Genomic DNA, 17,891 nt, shown 5'->3' on the forward strand with positions numbered 1-17,891 from the left:
GCGTCGGCGGGCGGCGCGTCGGCGCCGGCCGGCGTCGACGTCTCCGTTGTTGGTACAACCCGTGGCGCCGGCGACGACTGAGCCGCCCCGGGCGCGGCGGCCGCTCCGCGCGACCGCGCCGCCATGCGAGCTTCATAGGCGTGGATCGCATCGTGACAGCGGGACACGTTCCGGAAACCGTGCACGGCCGCGACGGCGATCGCGGCCGTCATGAGGACGCCGGTGCCTGCGTCGTTGCAGTCGTCGCACGTGGCGAGACTCGACATCGTGGTCAGCGCCATCAGGGTGTCGACGATCGGGTAGCTGTAGCTGTCGGTGCAGGCCGGCGGTGCATCCTCCGGCCAGTACGCCGCCGGTCCCCGAGTGGAGAACGAGCAGGCGGAGGCGAGCGCCGCCGCGACGGTGATCGACAAGAGTTTGTGTGCGTGACGGGTCATGCCGCACTGCGGTGCAATGGTTGGACCAATCTGTAACCGGCGGAATTCTCGATGAATCGCCCACCGCAGTGCCCGGGTTTCGTCGCGGCGCCGTCGAATCTTCGACGCGGGCACGGCCGCCGCCACGCCCGACCCGCGCCGTCCGGGGGAGTGTGGTACATCGTCGCTGACATGGCCGCAGTCGGGGCGTTTCCATCCTTGATCATCCGCGCCGACGCGCTCGAACCCGTGGGCGCGTTCGCGCAGGCCCAGGCCGACTACCTGTCGCCCGACCCGAGCGCCGTGGCCGAGCTGACGGAACGGCTGCGCCGGCACGACGCCGGCGTCGTGGCCCACTTCTACATGGATCCCGAGCTCCAGGGCGTCCTCACGGCGGTCGACTGGCCGCACGTGCACATCTCCGACTCGCTCGCCATGGCCGACGCGGCCATTCGCATGTGCGAGGCGGGCGCCCGCACCATCGTCGTGCTCGGCGTGGACTTCATGTCCGAGAACGTGCGCGCCATGCTCGACGCATCGGGGTTCGACCACGTGCCGGTCTATCGCGTCGCCGCCGACCCGATCGGCTGTTCGCTGGCGGAGTCGGCGCAGCGGCCCGAGTACGCGGCCTACCTGGCCCGCGCCGCGCGAACGCCGCGGTCGCTGCACGTCGTCTACATCAATACCAGCCTGGACACGAAAGCGCGGGCGCACCACATCGTCCCCACGATCACGTGTACGTCGTCCAACGTCGTCCAGACGGTGCTGCAGGCCGCCGCGCAGATCGACGGCGTTCACATCTGGTTCGGCCCCGACACGTACATGGGCCACAACCTGCGCGAGCTGCTGTCGGGGCTCGCGTCGCTCGGCGACGCGGCCGTGCGGGAGGTGCATCCGGCGCACGACGCGGCGAGCGTCGCGGACCTGCTCGAGCGCTTTCACCACTTCGAGCAGGGCGTGTGCATCGTCCACCACATGTTCGGCGACCATGTGGTCGCGGCGGTTCGCGAGCAATGTGCCGACGCGTTCATCACGGCGCACCTCGAGGTGCCGGGAGAGATGTTCGCCCTCGCTCTGCAGGCGCAACGGCAGGGGCGCGGCGTCGTCGGGTCGACGTCGAACATCTTGTCGTTCGTCGCCGGCAAGGTGGAGCAGGCGGCGGCCGCCGGCGCCGGCGGGCGGCTGCGGTTCGTACTCGGCACCGAAGCGGGAATGATCACGTCCATCGTCCGCCGGGTGCAGGCGATCTTGCGCGAGCGGCGCGCGGCGGGGGCGCCGGCCGTCGAGGTGGAGATCGTGTTTCCGGTCGCCGCCGAGGCCGTCGCGGCCACCGACGACGCGGACCTCCGCGTGGTGCCCGGCGTGGCCGGCGGCGAGGGATGCTCAACCGCCGGCGGCTGCGCGACCTGCCCCTACATGAAGATGAACTCGCTCGACGCGCTGATGGACTTGCTCGACCGCGTGCGCCCCGGCGAGCCGGACCTGGCGGCCTACTTCCCCCGCAAGTACGTCGACCGCATCGGCGGCCGCACGATCGCCGACCTCGGCAGCGAGCCGATCTTGCACATGCGCCACTTCCAGCGCACGGGGACCCTGCCCGCCGCGCTCGTGGCCGACGTGCTCGGACGCGCCGCGGCGGCACACTCCGTCGGCTGACGATCCCGCCGGCGGCGCAACCGGGTCCCGAGGGCATATCGCTTCTCGGATCCTCAAGCGCCCGCGCGCGCGGCCGAATCGGATCGCGGAGCGGTATGGCCACGCTCGTTCCACACGCGCGCCGCCTGGACGCCGCCGCATTGCCGGCGAACGTGTTCGTCGGGCGGCAGCCCATCTTCGACCGCCGGCAGCAGACGGTCGGCTACGAGCTTCTGTACCGCACGAGCGAGGACAACCGCGCGGTGTTCGACGACGCCAACCGCGCGTCGCTGATCACGCTCGTCAACGCCGTGCTGGAAGTCGGCCTCGACCGCCTCGTCGGGCCGCGCGCCCGCGCGTTCGTCAACGTGACGCGCGACGTGCTGCTGTCCGAGTACATCGACGCGCTGCCGCCGCGCCGGGTCGTCCTCGAAATCCTCGAGGATGTCCCCCCCGACCGCGACGTGGTCGATCGGCTGCGCGGTCTGCGGCGCGCGGGCTATTTCATCGCGCTCGACGACTTCGTCCCCGGGACCGGACGCGACGAGCTCATCGAGCACGCGAACCTCGTCAAGCTGGACGTCCTCGGCAAGCCTGCCGACGCGATCCGCGCCGAGGCCGACGCGGTACGGCCGCTGTGCGGCAGGCTGCTCGCGGAAAAAGTCGAAACCATCGACCAGTTCGAGCTGTGCAAGGCGCTCGGGTTCGTCCGCTTCCAGGGGTTCTTCCTCGCCCGCCCGAACGTGGTGAGCGGCCGGCGAATCGCCGCCACCCGCCAGGCCGCGATGGCGCTGTTGGCAAAAGTTCACGACCCGCGCGTGAGCCTGCGCGAGCTCGAGAGCGCGGTGGTGTGCGATCCGGCCGTGAGCTACAAGCTGTTGCGCTACGTCAACTCGGCGGCTCTCGGACTGCGCGCGAAGGTCGTGTCGATCCGCCACGCGCTCGTCCTCGTCGGCATGAGCCGCATCCGCTCGTGGGTCAGCTTCCTGGCGCTGGCGGGCATCGAGGACAAGCCGCGCGAACTCGTCGTCGCCGCCATGGTGCGCGGCCGCACGTGCGAGTTGCTTGCCCGCGCCGCGGGCAAGCCGAACCCGGATTCGTACTTTGCCGTCGGGTTGCTGTCGCTGTTGGACGCGCTGATGGACCGGCCGATGGCGGAACTGGTCGACGGGCTGCCGCTGTCGGAGGACGTTGCCGGCGCCCTGCTCGAGGAGTCCGGCGAACTCGGCGCCGCGCTGGCGTGCGTCCGCGCCTACGAACGCGACGCGGACACGTCGTGGGCCGAGCGGCTCGGCGTGCCGCCCGAGCGGATCCGCGACGCCTACCTGGAGGCGATCGCGTGGACGGATGACGCGCTCGCGCGCGTCGGTTGACGGCGGCGACGCCGGCTAGCGGGCGACATCCCCGCCGGCGTCGTGCGCCGTGCGCTCGCGCGTCACGTCCAGCGGCGCCGGGCGGCGAGCCAGGCCGCTGCGGCGATGGCCGCCAGCATCCCGCCGGGCGCGCCGGCCGGCCGCCCAGTCGTGCGGCAGCCGCAGCCGCCGTCCCCGGCGGTCGCGCCGGGCTCGTCGGCGCGCGCGCGAAACTCGACCTGGTCGCCGGCCGCCTCGGCGCGCACGCGGTGCGGCCCGACGCTGCCGAGCTGGAGCCGCACCGACGCGATGCCCTGGCCGTCGGTGATCGCGGCGGTCGAGGTCGTCCCCGCCGGAAGCAGCACGCCGTCGCCCTCGACGACCGAGAACGTCACCTGTGCGCCGCCGATCGGGACGCCCGCGGCGCCGGTGAGGCGGACCGCGAGCGGCTCGCCCAGCGGCGAGCCGGCCGGGCCGAACTGGTTGTCGCCGCCGACGACCGTCAGGGTCGCGCCGTCCGGCGCGACGAGATCGAACGGCTCCGACGTGCCGGCGAGCCCGCCCGGGCCCGCCGCGTGCAGGGTGACGTCGTCTCCAGCGCCCGTGAGCTTGATGTCGGCTTCGGCGCGGCCGGCGACGAGGTCGATCGTCTGCGGGATCACGTCGCCGCCGTGAGACGCGGACAGCACGACCTGCCCGTCGAGGCCCGTGATGCGCCGGCCGGCCGCGTCGACGGCGGTGACGCCGACGGTGACGCCGACGCCGGCGACAATCGTGTCCGGCAGGGGATCGAACTGCAGCCGTGTCGCCGCGCCCGTCGCGTCGAAGAACACGCGAATCGCGTCCACCGCGGGCCGTGCGACGCCGTCGGTCGATCGAAGCACCGCGCGCACGCGAATACGCCCCGTGCTCGGATCGAGCGCGCCGATCGCGCCGCGGATCGCCAACGGGTCGGCGACGTCGTCGACGCCCGTCACCTCGCGCCATGCGCCGCTTCCGTCCGGCACCCGATACGTGGATCCGGAGTCGATCGAGATCTGGTAGCCGATGGCGGCGCCGTCTGGCACGGCGTGCGCGACACGAAAATCGGTCCACCGTTCCACCGCGGTGGCCGCCACCGCGTCGGGCGTGTCGATCGTCGCGAGCGCGCCCGCATCGAACCGCGTTTCAGTCGGCCCGGACAGGCTCACGATCGGGTCGACGGCGGCGGCCTTGCGGTGGGCCTCCATCGGAAACAGGTTGCGCTCGTCCTGCGTCGCCGCGTCTTCGTAGAACGCAAACCCGTGCGCCTCGCAGGCGATCACCGAGCCGGCGGGCACGTTCACCGCGCCGCCGTCGTCGCCGAACTGGACCACGGCCGGCCACGCCGTCGTCGCGAACTGTTCCACCGTCGTTCCGTCCGGTTCGGTCAGCGTGCACTTCGAACCGGGGCCGTTGGATGCGATCGTGGCGAATCGGCCGTCGGTCGGGACGACCCACGCGCGCCCCAGTTCGCTCTCCGGATGAAACGCGATCGCCGCGCCGCCGTCGCCGTCGCCGTTGGCGATCACGGTGATCGGCGCCGGCGCGCCGGTCGCCGTGTCGGTGGCGTACAACACCAGCGCGTCGCCGTTGCCGGACGTTCCGCTGGCAAGCGTCGCCACGCCGCCGCCGGGAATCGTCACCGTTTCGATCGTGCCGTTGGAACTGTAGGCGACCACGTCGGTGTCGCCGCCGAGCGCGTGGATGCGCGGGCGTCCCGACCGCACGCCCCACACCTGCGAGCCGGCGGGCGGCAGCACGACGCCGTCGACTCCGTCGAGCCCGCGGTAGGTCGCGAGGATCGGCGCGGTCGCGGACAGCCGGACCACCGTGTCCGCGGGGATGGTGTCCTCCCACACGCCCGCCGCCCCCGCCGTGAGCGCCAGGGAGCCCTGGAGGACGCCGTCGTAGTACACGTCGACGGTCGCGTCGGAAAACGGGGCGAGCAGGCGGAAGTGGTCCGGGCTGCCCCGGTTGATCACGGCGGCCAATTCGGTGCGGGCGAATGCGATCGGGACGCCTTGCGACGCGGCGTCCACCGGGAAGCCGACGTCGAACGGGCGCGTGGCGGCGATCGCGGCGCCCACGGTCCAGTTGCCCGCGGTGATGTCGCTCGTGCCGCCGGCCACGAGGGTGCCCGAGATTGCGCCGACGGAAAACGCGTTGGCGTCCGCGAGCGACGCGATCGTCATCGTGATGCCGTCGGGCTCGAGTGCGTAGCGGCTCGCGTACGGTGACGAGTAGGAGAATACCGCCAGCGGATCGTCGACCGCGGCGACGGTGTAGTTGCCGAAGTACAGCGACATCGCGTTGTCGCCGGGCGCGAGCGACGGCGCCTGGAACCAGATGCGACCGCGGTTGTCGGACAGGTCGAAGGCCCCGAGCGATGCGCGGTCGATCGCGCTACCGCCGGCGACCACGCGCAGATCGGCGCCCGTCGGCTGGCCGAGCGCGAAGATGTCGTTCCCCGGCGGCACCGTCGCGTCGATCGCCACCGACACGGGCCACTCGGCGAGCGCCGCACCGGTCGGGTTGGCGACCGAGAGGGCGACGCGGTAGCGCCACCGCTCGTCGAACCATCCGGCCTTCGGCCCGAGCGTGCCGACGCCGCCGCTGACGATCGCACCGCCCGTCGTCTCGTAGGCGCCGACTTGACCCGGCCGCGGAGCGACGAAATCGAAGATCGCGTCGTCGGCACGCGCGGCCGCGGACGCGGCGCACACCGCCGCGAGCGCGGCGCCGCGGATCAATTGATGATGTCGCACGACTGGTCCGTCCGTTCGTCGGTGTTGTTGTCCTCGTTACACTCGCGCGCTTTGCCGGCCCCGGAGCCGTCGTCATCGACGATGACCGTCACGTCGAACGTCGCCGGCGCCGGCGGGACTTCCACGACGGCCGTGCGCGTCTCGCACTCGCCGGGCTCCAAGGTGACCGAGGTCGCGTCCACCGCGACGAGCGTCCCGTCTACGAACAGCGACACGTCGATGCCGGGGCCGACGCGCACATCCCCTCGGTTGCACACCCGGTAGTCGACTGCGGCCATCGGCGGCGACATCCCGCACGCGGTGCCGACCACGTCGACAATTTCGACGACCAGGTCGGGCGCCGACAGCACGGAGAAGTCCGGCAGGTTGGTCCGATAGTTGTTGTAGCCGGGGAGGAGCCAGTTCGCCCGTTCGGGCCGCGGCAGGGTGCCGTCCTCCTCGATGTTCGTGATGTGGTAGCTGTGCTGGTTCCAAATGCGCCGCGTCGGTACCCACGCATCGACCGCTGGATCGTCGCCGAGCACGTGGATGCCGGCGCCGCCGGTCTGCCCGGGGGCGCACGCGAACCCGGCCTCGTTGTTCTCGATGTACACGAGTTCGGCGTTGCCGTCGTTGTCGACGTCGACGACGATCGGATTTTCGTGGCGCGTACGGGACGAGTTGCCCTGCATGAACAGCACTTTCCCGTCCGGTCCGTTGTAGATGCGAAGGTAGTGTTCGTCGTTGTAGATGACTTCCGACACGCCGTCGCCGTTGAAGTCGAACACGGACGAGCCAGTCCCTTGCGACGAATCGTCCTCGCTGCGCGATGCCCACAGCAGCGTGCCGTCGCCGTTGATGACCGTGTAGCAGTTCGAGTTGGCCAGAGCGATCTCCGGCAGGCCGTCGCCGTCGAAGTCGGCGATCGTCGGCTCGCCGCCGCCGCTACCCGCGCAGGCGCCGCCGGGGCCGGCGCCGAGTCCGTTGTCCACGGTCGTCGTGGCGGACCCGACGTCGAACCGCCACAGCTCGGTGCAGTCGGTGTCGAGCAGGTACACCTTGCCGGACCGCACCACGACGAACTCGCCCTCCGGGTCGGCGTCGAAGTTGCCGACCGCGTTGAGGCCATCGCCGACGGCCGTGTTGCGGCACGCGATCGTGCCGTCGGCGGCGTAGACGGTGCTGCCGGCGATGACCTCGGATGCGCCGACCAGGTCGAGGTTGGCCACGACCGAGTGGACGGAAAACACGTTGGCGCCGCGGTCGCCGGTGCCGATCCACCGAACGCTGCCATCGTGATTGAGCACGACGCGGCCGATGACGACCTCGCCCTTGCCGTCGCCGTCCAGGTCGGCGATGGTCGGTGCGCCCGCGTTGCCGTCGTTCGCCCCGACCGGCTGCGTGGCCGTCCACAGGCGGCAGCCGTCGCGCGACCAGGCCACCGCCGGCCCGGTCGACAGCAGCGCGACGAGTTCCGCCGCACCGTCACCGTCGAGATCGCCGATCGCGACGGACGTCGACGAGTCGTGGCGCAGGGCGGCGTCGGCCGGGTCGTAGCACGGGTCGGCGGGGTCCTGGATCGGGATCAGCTTGTGGAGTACCGGCTTGCCCGCGGCGTCGGGGCGGCCGGACAGGATGCGGATGACGCCCTGGTTCGTGATGTTTCGATCGTTGTAGGTCATGAACACGATGTCGGGCACGTCGTCGAGGTCCACGTCGCCGTCGCCGTCGTCGTCGGTGAGGTTGGCCACCGTGGGCGTGGCGACCACCTGGAAGTGGTTCGGCAGCGGGTCGCCCGGGATGCCGGCGCAGCCCGGGTTGCCGCAGGGGCCCTCGCACGGCGGGTCGGGAAATCGCAGCTCTTCGACCGGGTTGATCGGACCGATCACCGGCGGCAGCGTGCAACCGGTTCCGGTGAACCCGGCGTCGGTCTGCAGGCCGAGGTCGCCGTCGACGGTCGGGCCGGCGTCGGCCGGGGCCGCATCGACCGCGGCCGACGTCGCGTCCACGCCGGCGTCGGTCGGCGGCAGCGCCGCGGCGTCCGGCAGGTCGACGCCGACGCACACGCCGTCGCGGCAGGTCGCGCCCGGCGGACAGTCGAGGACGCTGTCGCAGGCGTCTCCGAGTCCCGACGAGCCGCAGCCGGCGAGCGATGCGCAGACCCCTGCCAACGATGCGATCAGTTGGTCCACCCGCACGGTTCCTACGATACTGCGCCTGGCGGGCGGATTCCACGGCAAACGCGGCGGCGTCGGACCGCGGCGCGACCGAACGGTGCAGCGACGCGGCGCGCGGATGCGCCGCCGCGCGGGCGGTCACGCCGGCCCGGCGCCGGTCGGCCGGAAGATCGTGCGCCGGTAGTAGCGCAGCTCCTCGATGGACTCGCGAATGTCGTCGAGCGCGCGGTGCGTTTCGCGCTTCGCGGGGGCGGCGGCCAGCGCGTCGGGGAACCAGCGGCGCGCGAGTTCCTTGACGGTCGACACGTCGACGTTGCGGTAGTGCAGGTGCGCTTCGAGTTGCGGCATGTAGCGGCGCAGAAACAGGCGATCCTGATGGATCGAGTTGCCGGCCAGCGGCGCGGTGCGCGGCGGGCAGTGGGCGCGCAAGAACTCGAGCGTGCGCCGCTCGGCCTCGGCCTCCGTGACCGTCGACGCCCGCACGCGGTCGATCAAGCCGGACGCTCCGTGATGCTCTCGATTCCAGTCGTCCATCCGGTCGAGCACCTCGTCGGGTTGGTGGACGACGATCTCCGGGCCCTCCGCGACGACGTCGAGGTTTGCATCGGTGATGAGGGTCGCCATCTCGATGATGCGTTCGCGGTCGACGTCGAGGCCGGTCATCTCGAGGTCCATCCACACCAGCAACAGCGGCGAGTCGGCGGCGGTCGTCATCGCGGCGAGGATACCCGAGCAACCGGGGCGGGCGGGAACGCGCCACGCGTGCCGGACGAGCCGGTCGGCGCCGGCGCTTGGCCCGCGGGCACCGTCGCGCGATACTCGCGGCGTGCGCGGGCGCGAACTCACCTCCGACGAACAGCTGCGCGCGGTGTTGTGCCACGCGCGCACGATTGCCGTGCTCGGGGCCCACGACGAGCCGTCGCGGCCCGCGTTCTACGTGCCGCAGTACCTGTACGAGCGCGGTTGCCGCATCCTGCCGGTCAACCCGCGCCGCGTCGGGTACACGCTGTGGGGACAGCCCGTGCGGGCGACGCTGGCGGAACTCGGCGAACCGGTCGATTTCGTCGACGTGTTTCGCGCCGCAAAATGGCTGCCGGACCACGTCGACGACCTGCTCGCCATGCGGCCGCTGCCGCCGCTGGTGTGGCTGCAGCTCGGCGTGCGCCACGACGCCGTGTGCCGCCGGCTGTGCGACGCCGGCATCGACGTCGTGCAGGACCGGTGCGCGATGGCCGAGCACAGGCGGCTGTGCTCGTAACTCACTGAATGCGCGTCATCTTCGGGGGCCGACCACCGCGTAACCGATTGCGCGGTCGCGACCGAATGGGAAGCGACGTACGCATCGGTCGGGGGCGCGTCCAGCGCAAGATCAATGGGTTATCCGCCGAATTCGAACTGGGCCGAGATTTGCAACGCACCGCGTTGTCGTGGAAATCGGAGTCATCACCAATCCGAACAGCCGCAAGAACAAGGGCCGCCCCGATCGCGTGGCGCGTCTTCAGCAGATCGTCGGGCCGCTCGGCGAAGTGCGCGAGACGCGCACGGTCGATTCGATCAAGCCGGTGCTTCGCGAGTTCCTCCGCAAGCGCGCGCGCTACTGGGTCGCCGACGGCGGCGACGGCGCGATGCACTGGATGCTGCGCGCCGGGCTCGAGGTGCTGCAGGAGCCGGAGTTCCGCGGCGCCACCTTGCCGCTGACGTTGCCGACCAACGGCGGCACGATCGACTTCGTCGCCGGCAACGTCGGCATCAAGGGAAACGCCGAACGGCTGCTCGATCGCCTGCGCGGCGCGATCGAACAGGGGCACCACGTCGAAGAAGTCGAGGTCGATGCCATGTGCATCGACGCCGTCGAGGTCACGCCCGACGGCGACCAGCCGTTCCGCACCTACGGGTTCGCGAGTGCCGTCGCGGGGTTTGCGCAGCGGTTCTACGACAAGTACTACGATCACGACGACCCGAATCCGACGACGATCCTCAAGGTCATCGCGAGCGCGATCGCGACGCTGCCGATCGGCTACTCGCCGCTGCGGCGTCTGCCGGTGTTGCCGGCGGCGATCCGCGACTACGCGCCGTCGTTCTTCGCACCGCACCGCGTGCGCGTGACGCTCGACGGCGTCGAGTTTCCGTACGCTTCCTGCAGCTCGGTCAACATCGGGTCGATGTCGATCAATCTCGGCAACGTGTTCCGTTTCTTCAACAAGGCGGACGAGCCCGGGCGCTTGCACGCGCTGGTGGCGGCCACGTCGCCGCTCGAGTCGATCGCGCGGTTGCCCGCGATGGTCGCCGGCGCGGACTTCGGCGGCCGCAAGGTCCGCGACCAGGTCGTGCGCGAGATGACCGTCGAGGCCACCGGCGACGAGCTGCTGGCGCCGATCATCGACGGCGAGCGCTACCGCAATCTGCGCAAGGTGACCTTCACGGTCGGCCCGCGGGTGCGGATCCCGAAGGTCGTCGCCGACTGAACCGCGGTTGCGGTCGCGCGCCCCCCGCGCTCGCCCGGCACCGCTCGCTGGCCGGGTCGGGTAGGATGGTGGGCGGTGAGCTTTCGCGTGCTGGTCGCGGCGCCCGCAGCGAGCGGGCCTGGGGTCGTGGCGGCGGACCGGTGCGACGACGCATCGGATGCCGTCGCCGCGTATCGCGCGCGGCGACACGGCCTGGTGATCGTGGACGCCCGACTGCCGGGGGCGGTCTCGGTGGTGACCGCCGTGCGCGAGACCGACGCCGACGGCGTGACGTTCGTGGCGGCGGTCGCCGACGGCGCGGAGGCCGCGGAGGCGCTCGCCGGCGCCGCCGCCGACGGCGTGTGGATCGCGCCGGACGCCGCGGAGATCGACCTGCTCGTCCGAACGCAGTGGCAAGCGTGGCACCGGCGGCGCGCCCGCGCCGACTACGTGCGCGCGCTGCACGTGGCGCTCGACCACGTGGCCGACGCGGTCGAGATCGCCGATCCCGACTCGCGGCTGGTCTACGTCAATCGGGCGTTCGAGCGGCTCACCGGCTACGCGCGCGCCGACGCGGTCGGCCGCACGCCGGCCGAACTCGTGCGCAGCCCCGACGTGCCGCCGGAACAGTTCGCGGCGATCGAACGCGAGCTGGCAGCCGGGCGCACCTGGTGCGGTGAACTGCTCGCCCGTCGCGCCGACGGCAGCCGCGTGTACGAGGACGCCACGATCGTCCCGGTCGCCGGCGACGGCGGGCTGCGCAGCCACATCGTGGCGATCAAGCGGGACGTGTTCGAGCGCCGCGGCTACGAGGCGATGGTGGAAGCGGCCGCGGACGCGATGCTGGTGGTCGACTTCGAGACGGCGCGGTTTCTCGCGTGCAACCGCGCGGCGGAACGGATGTTGGGGTACACGCGCGCCGAACTCGCGCACCTCACCGGGCGGATGTTGAGCCCGCCGTCGGAGGCCGACAAGGTCAGCCAGATCTCGCGAGACCTGAGCGAGCGCGGTCGCGCGGGACATCCGCGCCTGCGCATCGCGCGCAAGGACGGATCGGTGTTTTGGGCCGCGGTCAAGATGCAGGTCTATACTTTGGCCGGGCGCAAGCTGTACGTCGCGATCATGCGGGACGTCAGCGAATGGGTCGCCGCCGAACGCCAGCTGTCCCAGGCGGCGCATCTCGCGTCGCTCGGCAGTCTCGCCGGGGCGCTGGCCCACGAAGTCAACAACCCGGCTCATTATGTCAAGCTGAATCTGGGGTGCATCCAGGACATGCTGCCGTCAGTCGAGCCGAGCGAGGTCCGCCGGGAACTCGACGAGATCGTCACGGATTGCCTGGCGGGGATGGCGCGCATCGAGCGGGTCACGCGCGAGCTGCGCCCGTTTGCGGCGGGCGGCGACGACGCGCCGCGGTCGGTCGACGTCAACGCGATGGTGGAGCGTGCGCGGGCGGTCACCGCCAACCAGATCCGCCATCGCGCGCAACTCGAGGTGGATCTTGCGCCGCTGCCGCCGATCGTCGGGCAACCGGGTGGGCTCGCGCAGATGTTCACGTCCCTGCTGCTCGGGGCTGCGTTCGCGATCGACGAGGGCAACGCCGACCGTCACCGCATCCGCATCGCCAGCCGCCTGCGAGGTGACGTGATCGAGGTGGACATCGTCGACACCGGCGAGCCGCGGGCCGACGTCGACGAGCGCGCGTTCGATCCGTTCTTCACCGCGCGCACGGGCGGCGAGGCCACGGGTGTGAGCCTGTCGCTTGCGGCGGAGACGGCGCGCGCACACGGCGGCACGGTTCGCATCGTGCGATTGGACGACGGCACGACCTGCACGCGCGTGTCGCTTCCCGTCGACAACACCGCCAGCGCCGTCGCGCGGTCGCGCCCGATACCGATCCGGGGCCGACCGGTCGGCGCGGGCCGCCCGCGGCTGCTGATGATCGACGACGAGGAGCTGGTGCTGCGCGCGTACGAGCGGGCGTTCGGCGGCGACTACGACGTCGTGGTCGCCGCCAGCGGCGAGGAGGCCATCGCGCGACTCGAGCGCGGCGACCAGTTCGACGCGATCTTGTGCGACCTGATGATGCCCCGCATGGATGGCGCGTCCGTGTTCGAGGAGATCGCCGCGCGCTGGCCGCACTTGGTCGACCGGGTGGTGTTCTGTTCCGGCGGCGCGTTCACGCCGCGGGCCGAGGCGTTCGCGGCGCGCGTCTCCAACCCAGTGCTCCACAAGCCGCTTACGGTCGCCGCGGTCGCACAGGTGCTCACGGAGTTGTTGGCCGGCCGGCGGTGACCGCCGGCGCGCCGTCAGCCGCGATGGCGCCCCGCCGCCCGACTTCGGGCGACGAACAGCGCGTACAGCGCGTCCAGCGGTGCGGCCACGTCGTCGCCCTCGAGCCACGCGAGCGCTCGCGCAACCGCCTCGAGCGTCGCGAGTCGCCCGGGCGCGGGCGGCCGGCGCAGGCGCGGCGGATCTACGGCCGGCGGCGGCAGCGACAGCGCGGGCAGGCGCCGCAGCGCGTCGATGCGCTGAACCATGCGGCGCGCCTGCTGCCACGTGCCGTCGACGACGATCAGTCGCCGCGGCGGCGGCGCGGGTGGTTCGGACTGCGGCGGCCGGGCGGGAAACAGCACGGCGTCACCGCTGCGCGCTGCGAACCGCCACGTGCCGGCCGCAGTGCCACCGTAGTCGACAAGCTCGCTGTTTTCGAGCGCGTACGCGACGAGCCGGCCGGTGTTGCTCGGCTTGTGGCGCTCGAGCGCGTGGCGAATGACCACGACGCGCGTACGCGTCGCGACCCGCGGAATGTCGCTGCAGATACAGCGCTGCGCGGGTAGGTAGCAGCGCGGGCACCTTGTCATGTCGTTGTCAGGACGATCTTTCCGTAGCTGTCGCGCGAGCGCAGCGCGTCGAGCGCATCCGGATAGCGCTCGAGCGGCAAGGTCGCATACAGCACCGGGCGAAACGCACCCGCCGCGTAGAGCTCGCACAGCGCGTCGTGGCACCTGCGGAGGCGGTCGGGCTCGTGGTCGAGGTACGCGCCCCAGTGCAGGCCGACGACGCTGATGTTCTTGAGCAGGATGCGGTTGGCGCGGATGTCGGGGATGCGCCCGCTGGCGAAGCCGATGACGACCAGTCGCCCGCCGAACGCGATGCACTTGGTGCTGCGGTCGAACGTGTCGCCGCCGACCGGGTCGTAGATGACGTCCGCGCCGCGGCCGCCCGTCAACTCGCGCACGACCGCGACGAAGTCGGCGTCGCGGTGATGAATCACGTGATCGGCGCCGGCATCGCGGCACACCTGCAACTTGGCCTCGCTGCCAGCCGTTGCGATGACCGTCGCGCCCATGTGTTTGCCGAGTTGGATGGCCGACGTGCCGACGCCGCCCGCGCCACCGTGAACGAGCAGCACCTCTCCGGGTTGCAAAGCGGCGCGCCAGCGCAGGGCGAAGTAGCTCGTCTGGTAGATGACGGTGAGCGCAGCGGCGTGCTCGTCGGTCATCGCATCGGGAATCGGAAACACCGCCGCGTCGGGCGCCGTCATGTAGTCGGCGTGCGCTCCCCACGACGCGAAGGCGACTACGCGCTGGCCGGGACGATACCGGCTGCCGGCGCCGGCGGCGTCGACCACGCCGGCCGCCTCGAGCCCCGGCGAAAACGGCAGCGGCGCGCGGACCTGGTAGCGACCCGCGATCGCCAGGATGTCGGGAAAGTTGACGCCGCTGGCCGCGACGCGCAGCCTCACGCCTCCGCTCGGCGGAGGCGGCGGCTCGCACTCCTCCCACCGCAGGACGTCGCGATAGTCGCCGTACTGGTGGACTCGCCAGGCGCGCATACGCTCCGTGTAACACAACAGGCTTCCGTGAGGCGCATTCTCGCGAGAAGATACGCACGTGCCGCGCGCGTGCGCCAACGGGATCGAAATCGAATACGAAGACATCGGATCCGGCGAGCCGTTGGTCCTGATCATGGGGATCGGCGCACAGATGATCGTATGGCCGGACGCGCTGTGCGAACTGCTGGTCGACCGCGGTTTCCGCGTGATCCGCTTCGACAACCGCGACGTCGGGCTGTCTCAGAAGATGCACGGGCAACGAGTCGGGGACGTCCGCAAAGTCATGGTGCGCGCGCTGCTCGGACTGCCCGTGGACGCGCCGTATACGCTGGTGGACATGGCCGACGACACGGCCGGGTTGCTCGACGCGCTCGGCCTCGACAGCGCGCACATCGTCGGCGCGTCGATGGGCGGCATGATCGCCCAGACGATGGCGATCGTGCACCCGCACCGGGTGCGCAGCCTCACGTCGTTGATGTCCACGGCCGGGCGCCGGCGCCACGCCTTCGGCCGGTTTGCGGCCATCCGCGCGCTGCTCGGGTCGGCGCCGCGCAACCGCGACGAGGCGGTCGAGCGCGCGGTGCAGTTTTACGAAGTCTGCGGCAGCAAGGGGTTCCCGATCGACTGGGAGCGCATTCGCGACACGGCCGGCCGCGCCTACGATCGATGCTTCTACCCGCCGGGCTTCGTGCGCCAGTTCGCCGCGATCGCCGCCACCGGGTCGCGTTACGAGGCGCTGCGGTTCGTGCGCGCGCCGACCGCGGTGATTCACGGCTCGGACGATCCGCTGATCCTGCCGGCCGCGGGGCGCGACGTCGCCCGCGCGATCCCCGGCGCGACGTTCCGCGTGATCGAGGGGATGGGCCACGACCTGCCGGCGGCCGTGTGGCCGATCCTCGCCGGCGAGATCGAGCGCGTCGCGGCGCGCGCGGCCGAGCGCGAGCGCACGCGCCGCCCGGCGTCGCCGGTGCCGGTTGCGCCGGCACGTCGCGCTACAGGCCGTACTTCTTGATCTTCTCGTACAGCGTCGACGCAGCGATGCCGAGCGCCTTGGCCGCGCGCGTCTTGTTGCCGCCGAACTGCTCGAGCGTCTGTTTGATCGCGGCGCGCTCGAGCTGTTCGAGCGCACGGCCGCCGAGCGGCAGCCGATCCAGCGTCGGCTGTCGCGAACCCTGCCGGCGGAAGAACATCAGGTGGCGCGGCTCGAGCACCGGGCCGTCGGCGAACGCAGCGGCGCTCGCGATCACGTTCTTCAGTTCGCGGACGTTGCCGGGCCAGTCGTAGCTGCGGAGCGCCGCCATCGTCGTCTCGGCGACCTGCAGCGGTCTGCCCACTTCGGCGAGCGCGCGGTCGACGAGCTTGGGTAGATCCTCGAGTCGCTCGCGCAGCGGCGGGATGTGCACCACGGCTCCCGTGAGCCGAAAGTACAGGTCCTGGCGGAACCGACCTGCCTCGACCTCCTCCTCGAGGTTGCGGTTGGTGGCACACACCACGCGCACGTCGACCGCAATGGGATCGACGGCACCGACACGCCGCACCTGGCGTTCCTCCAACACGCGCAGCAGGCGCGGCTGCAGGTCGACCGGCAACTCCGCGATCTCGTCGAGGAACACGAACCCGCCGTGGCCCGCCTCGAACACCCCAGGGCGGTCGGCGACCGCGCCGGTGAACGCGCCTTTGGTATGGCCGAACAGCGCGCTCTCGATCAGATTGGGCGCCACGGCGCCGCAGTCGAACACGGCGAACGGGCCGCGCGCGCGGGGGCTCGCCGCGTGCAGCGCACGCGCCAGCACGTCTTTGCCGACGCCGGTCTCTCCGAGCAGCGCGACCGTGATGTCCGACGCCGCCAGCCGCCGGAGCATCGCGAATACCTGTTGCATCGCCGGCGAGTCGCCGATCGCGTCGCCGAACGCGATGTGTTCGCGGACCGGCTCGGTCGTCTCCAGCCGGACGGTGGTCTTGCCGAGCAAAAGGGTCGCCGGCTGCGACAGCACCGTGAGCTTGACCGGCGTGCCGTTGACGAGCGTCCCGTTGCGGCTCCCGAGATCCTCGACGCGAATGCCGCCGTCCGTGATCTGGATCCGACAGTGCTCGCGCGACACGTGAGGGTCGGCAATTGGCACGTCGCACGTCGACTCTTTGCCGAGCACGACCGGCGCGTCTTCGACCACGACGACGCGCTCGTCGACCGTACCGGGCGCGACGATCAGCCACGCCCGCGCGATGCGGTCGACGGCGTCGCTCGTCTTCATCGAGACGGTCTGGTCGGAGCGGCGTCTTGCCATGGCACTGCTCGGAAACCGAAACGCAGGTCTCCGAAAACCGGAGACGAGTGCGGTTCCGGCAGATCCGTTGTACCGCGATTTTTCGCGCGATCACAGGTACTTGTGTGAAAAACCGGAGCCTGGCACGGCGCTCGCTTGTTCCCGGGCCGCCATGCGTGGACTGCACCGATCGCTCCGAGTACCAGCCACCTGCGCCCTGATCGCGGTCCTGGCGGCGCCGACCGCGCTCGGTTCCGACCTGCGTCGCGAGTCCGCCGACACCGGCCGCGTCGCGCCGGTCGCTGCCGGCCGCGCGGCTGCGGTCGCCGCTGCGGCGGGCGCGTCGCCCACGCTCACGGCGTGGATCGCGGCGCTGCCGGCGGCGAGGCCGGCGGCACCGGCGGCCGAGGGGGGCACCCTGCATCGCCTGCTCGCAAGCGAACTCGCGTCGCCGACGGCGATCTTCGTGGCCGCGGCGCAGTCGCTCCTGTCCGCGATCGAGTCGCCGCTGCCGCGGTGGACGGCGACCACGCGCGTACAGTTGTACAACGTCAATTCGCGCGAGACGCTGGCGATCGACGTCGGGCCGGACGGCGCGGTCGACCCCGCCACGGCTCGCGCCGTCCGCCGGTTCATGCGGTGTCGCCGCACGGGAAAGCGCCATCGCATGCATCCGCAGGTGCTCCACATCCTGGCGGAGGTTCAGCGCCGATTCCCGGGGCACACGATCGAGATCGTCTCCGGCTACCGCTCGCCGCCCTACGGCGTGAAGAACTCCAAACACTTTCACGGCCGCGCGGTGGACCTGCGCGTGCGCGGCGTGCGCATCGAGGTCGTTCGCGACTTCCTGTGGCGCACGCACGACCACGTCGGCGTCGGCTACTACCGCGGCCAGAACTTCGTCCACGTCGACTGGCGACCCGGCTACAAGAAGATGGCGTGGACATCGCCGCGCCGCGGCGCCGCGTACCGGTATCACCCGAAATGGTCGCGGCTGTAGGCC

At 71.4% G+C, this 17,891-nt stretch carries 14 protein-coding genes; 7 read left to right on the top strand and 7 right to left on the bottom strand.

The features are described 5' to 3' along the window. A partial coding sequence (locus D6689_01240) for a hypothetical protein (GenBank protein ID RMH44887.1) occupies positions 1-437 on the bottom strand: 437 nt, incomplete at its 3' end. 51 nt (positions 438-488) lie between these two features. Here D6689_01240 and D6689_01245 point away from each other — a divergent pair. Together D6689_01245 and D6689_01250 are read left to right on the top strand one after the other, a co-directional pair. Continuing rightward, positions 489-2,072, top strand: coding sequence for a hypothetical protein (locus tag D6689_01245; GenBank protein RMH44888.1), 1,584 nt, complete (start codon positions 489-491; stop codon positions 2,070-2,072). After that, positions 1,796-3,424 (top strand): HDOD domain-containing protein, encoded by a 1,629-nt coding sequence (locus D6689_01250; GenBank protein RMH44889.1) that lies wholly within the window; start codon positions 1,796-1,798, stop codon positions 3,422-3,424. Before D6689_01245 ends, D6689_01250 begins: the two co-directional genes overlap by 277 nt. A 62-nt stretch (positions 3,425-3,486) precedes the next feature. Here D6689_01250 and D6689_01255 read toward each other — a convergent pair whose 3' ends face one another. From D6689_01255 to D6689_01265, 3 genes are all read right to left on the bottom strand, one after another. Beyond that, positions 3,487-6,174, bottom strand: a complete 2,688-nt coding sequence (locus D6689_01255) for a hypothetical protein (protein RMH44890.1) — start codon at positions 6,172-6,174, stop codon at positions 3,487-3,489. Then, complete coding sequence (locus D6689_01260) at positions 6,171-8,366, bottom strand: hypothetical protein (GenBank protein RMH44891.1); 2,196 nt, start codon at positions 8,364-8,366, stop codon at positions 6,171-6,173. The genes D6689_01255 and D6689_01260 overlap by 4 nt, the downstream gene beginning before the upstream one ends. Positions 8,367-8,483: 117 nt before the next feature. Continuing rightward, positions 8,484-9,020 carry an oligoribonuclease gene (locus D6689_01265; protein ID RMH44892.1) on the bottom strand — a complete coding sequence of 179 codons (537 nt, stop codon included), beginning with the start codon at positions 9,018-9,020 and terminating at the stop codon, positions 8,484-8,486. Between D6689_01265 and D6689_01270 the strand changes: the two genes are divergently transcribed. From D6689_01270 to D6689_01280, 3 genes are all read left to right on the top strand, one after another. After that, a complete protein-coding gene (locus D6689_01270; protein RMH44893.1) occupies positions 8,977-9,603 on the top strand; it encodes a CoA-binding protein in 627 nt (208 codons plus the stop codon). The two genes, D6689_01265 and D6689_01270, sit on opposite strands and share 44 nt — an antisense overlap. Before the next feature lie 46 nt (positions 9,604-9,649). Continuing rightward, the gene (locus tag D6689_01275) at positions 9,650-10,810 is read left to right on the top strand and encodes a hypothetical protein (protein ID RMH44894.1); all 1,161 of its coding nucleotides are present in this window, start codon (positions 9,650-9,652) and stop codon (positions 10,808-10,810) included. 75 nt (positions 10,811-10,885) lie between these two features. Then, positions 10,886-13,081 (top strand): PAS domain S-box protein, encoded by a 2,196-nt coding sequence (locus tag D6689_01280; GenBank protein ID RMH44895.1) that lies wholly within the window; start codon positions 10,886-10,888, stop codon positions 13,079-13,081. 14 nt (positions 13,082-13,095) lie between these two features. Here the strand turns inward: D6689_01280 and D6689_01285 are convergent, their stop codons facing one another. Both D6689_01285 and D6689_01290 read right to left on the bottom strand, forming a co-directional pair. Then, positions 13,096-13,650: a DTW domain-containing protein gene (locus D6689_01285; GenBank protein RMH44896.1), complete on the bottom strand. Its 555-nt coding sequence runs from the start codon at positions 13,648-13,650 to the stop codon at positions 13,096-13,098. Beyond that, positions 13,647-14,624, bottom strand: coding sequence for an NADPH:quinone oxidoreductase family protein (locus tag D6689_01290; GenBank protein RMH44897.1), 978 nt, complete (start codon positions 14,622-14,624; stop codon positions 13,647-13,649). Before D6689_01290 ends, D6689_01285 begins: the two co-directional genes overlap by 4 nt. A gap of 133 nt (positions 14,625-14,757) precedes the next feature. Here D6689_01290 and D6689_01295 point away from each other — a divergent pair, with 133 nt between their 5' ends. After that, the gene (locus D6689_01295) at positions 14,758-15,636 is read left to right on the top strand and encodes an alpha/beta fold hydrolase (GenBank protein ID RMH44900.1); all 879 of its coding nucleotides are present in this window, start codon (positions 14,758-14,760) and stop codon (positions 15,634-15,636) included. Here D6689_01295 and D6689_01300 read toward each other — a convergent pair. Continuing rightward, on the bottom strand, positions 15,617-16,909 hold the full coding sequence (locus D6689_01300) for an FHA domain-containing protein (protein ID RMH44898.1): 1,293 nt from the start codon (positions 16,907-16,909) through the stop codon (positions 15,617-15,619). The two genes, D6689_01295 and D6689_01300, sit on opposite strands and share 20 nt — an antisense overlap. Before the next feature lie 151 nt (positions 16,910-17,060). Here D6689_01300 and D6689_01305 point away from each other — a divergent pair, with 151 nt between their 5' ends. Further along, on the top strand, positions 17,061-17,888 hold the full coding sequence (locus tag D6689_01305; protein ID RMH44899.1) for a DUF882 domain-containing protein: 828 nt from the start codon (positions 17,061-17,063) through the stop codon (positions 17,886-17,888). Positions 17,889-17,891 lie beyond the last annotated feature (3 nt).

The sequence above is a fragment of the Deltaproteobacteria bacterium genome, assembly GCA_003696105.1.
Taxonomy (GTDB): domain Bacteria; phylum Myxococcota_A; class Polyangia; order Haliangiales; family J016; genus J016.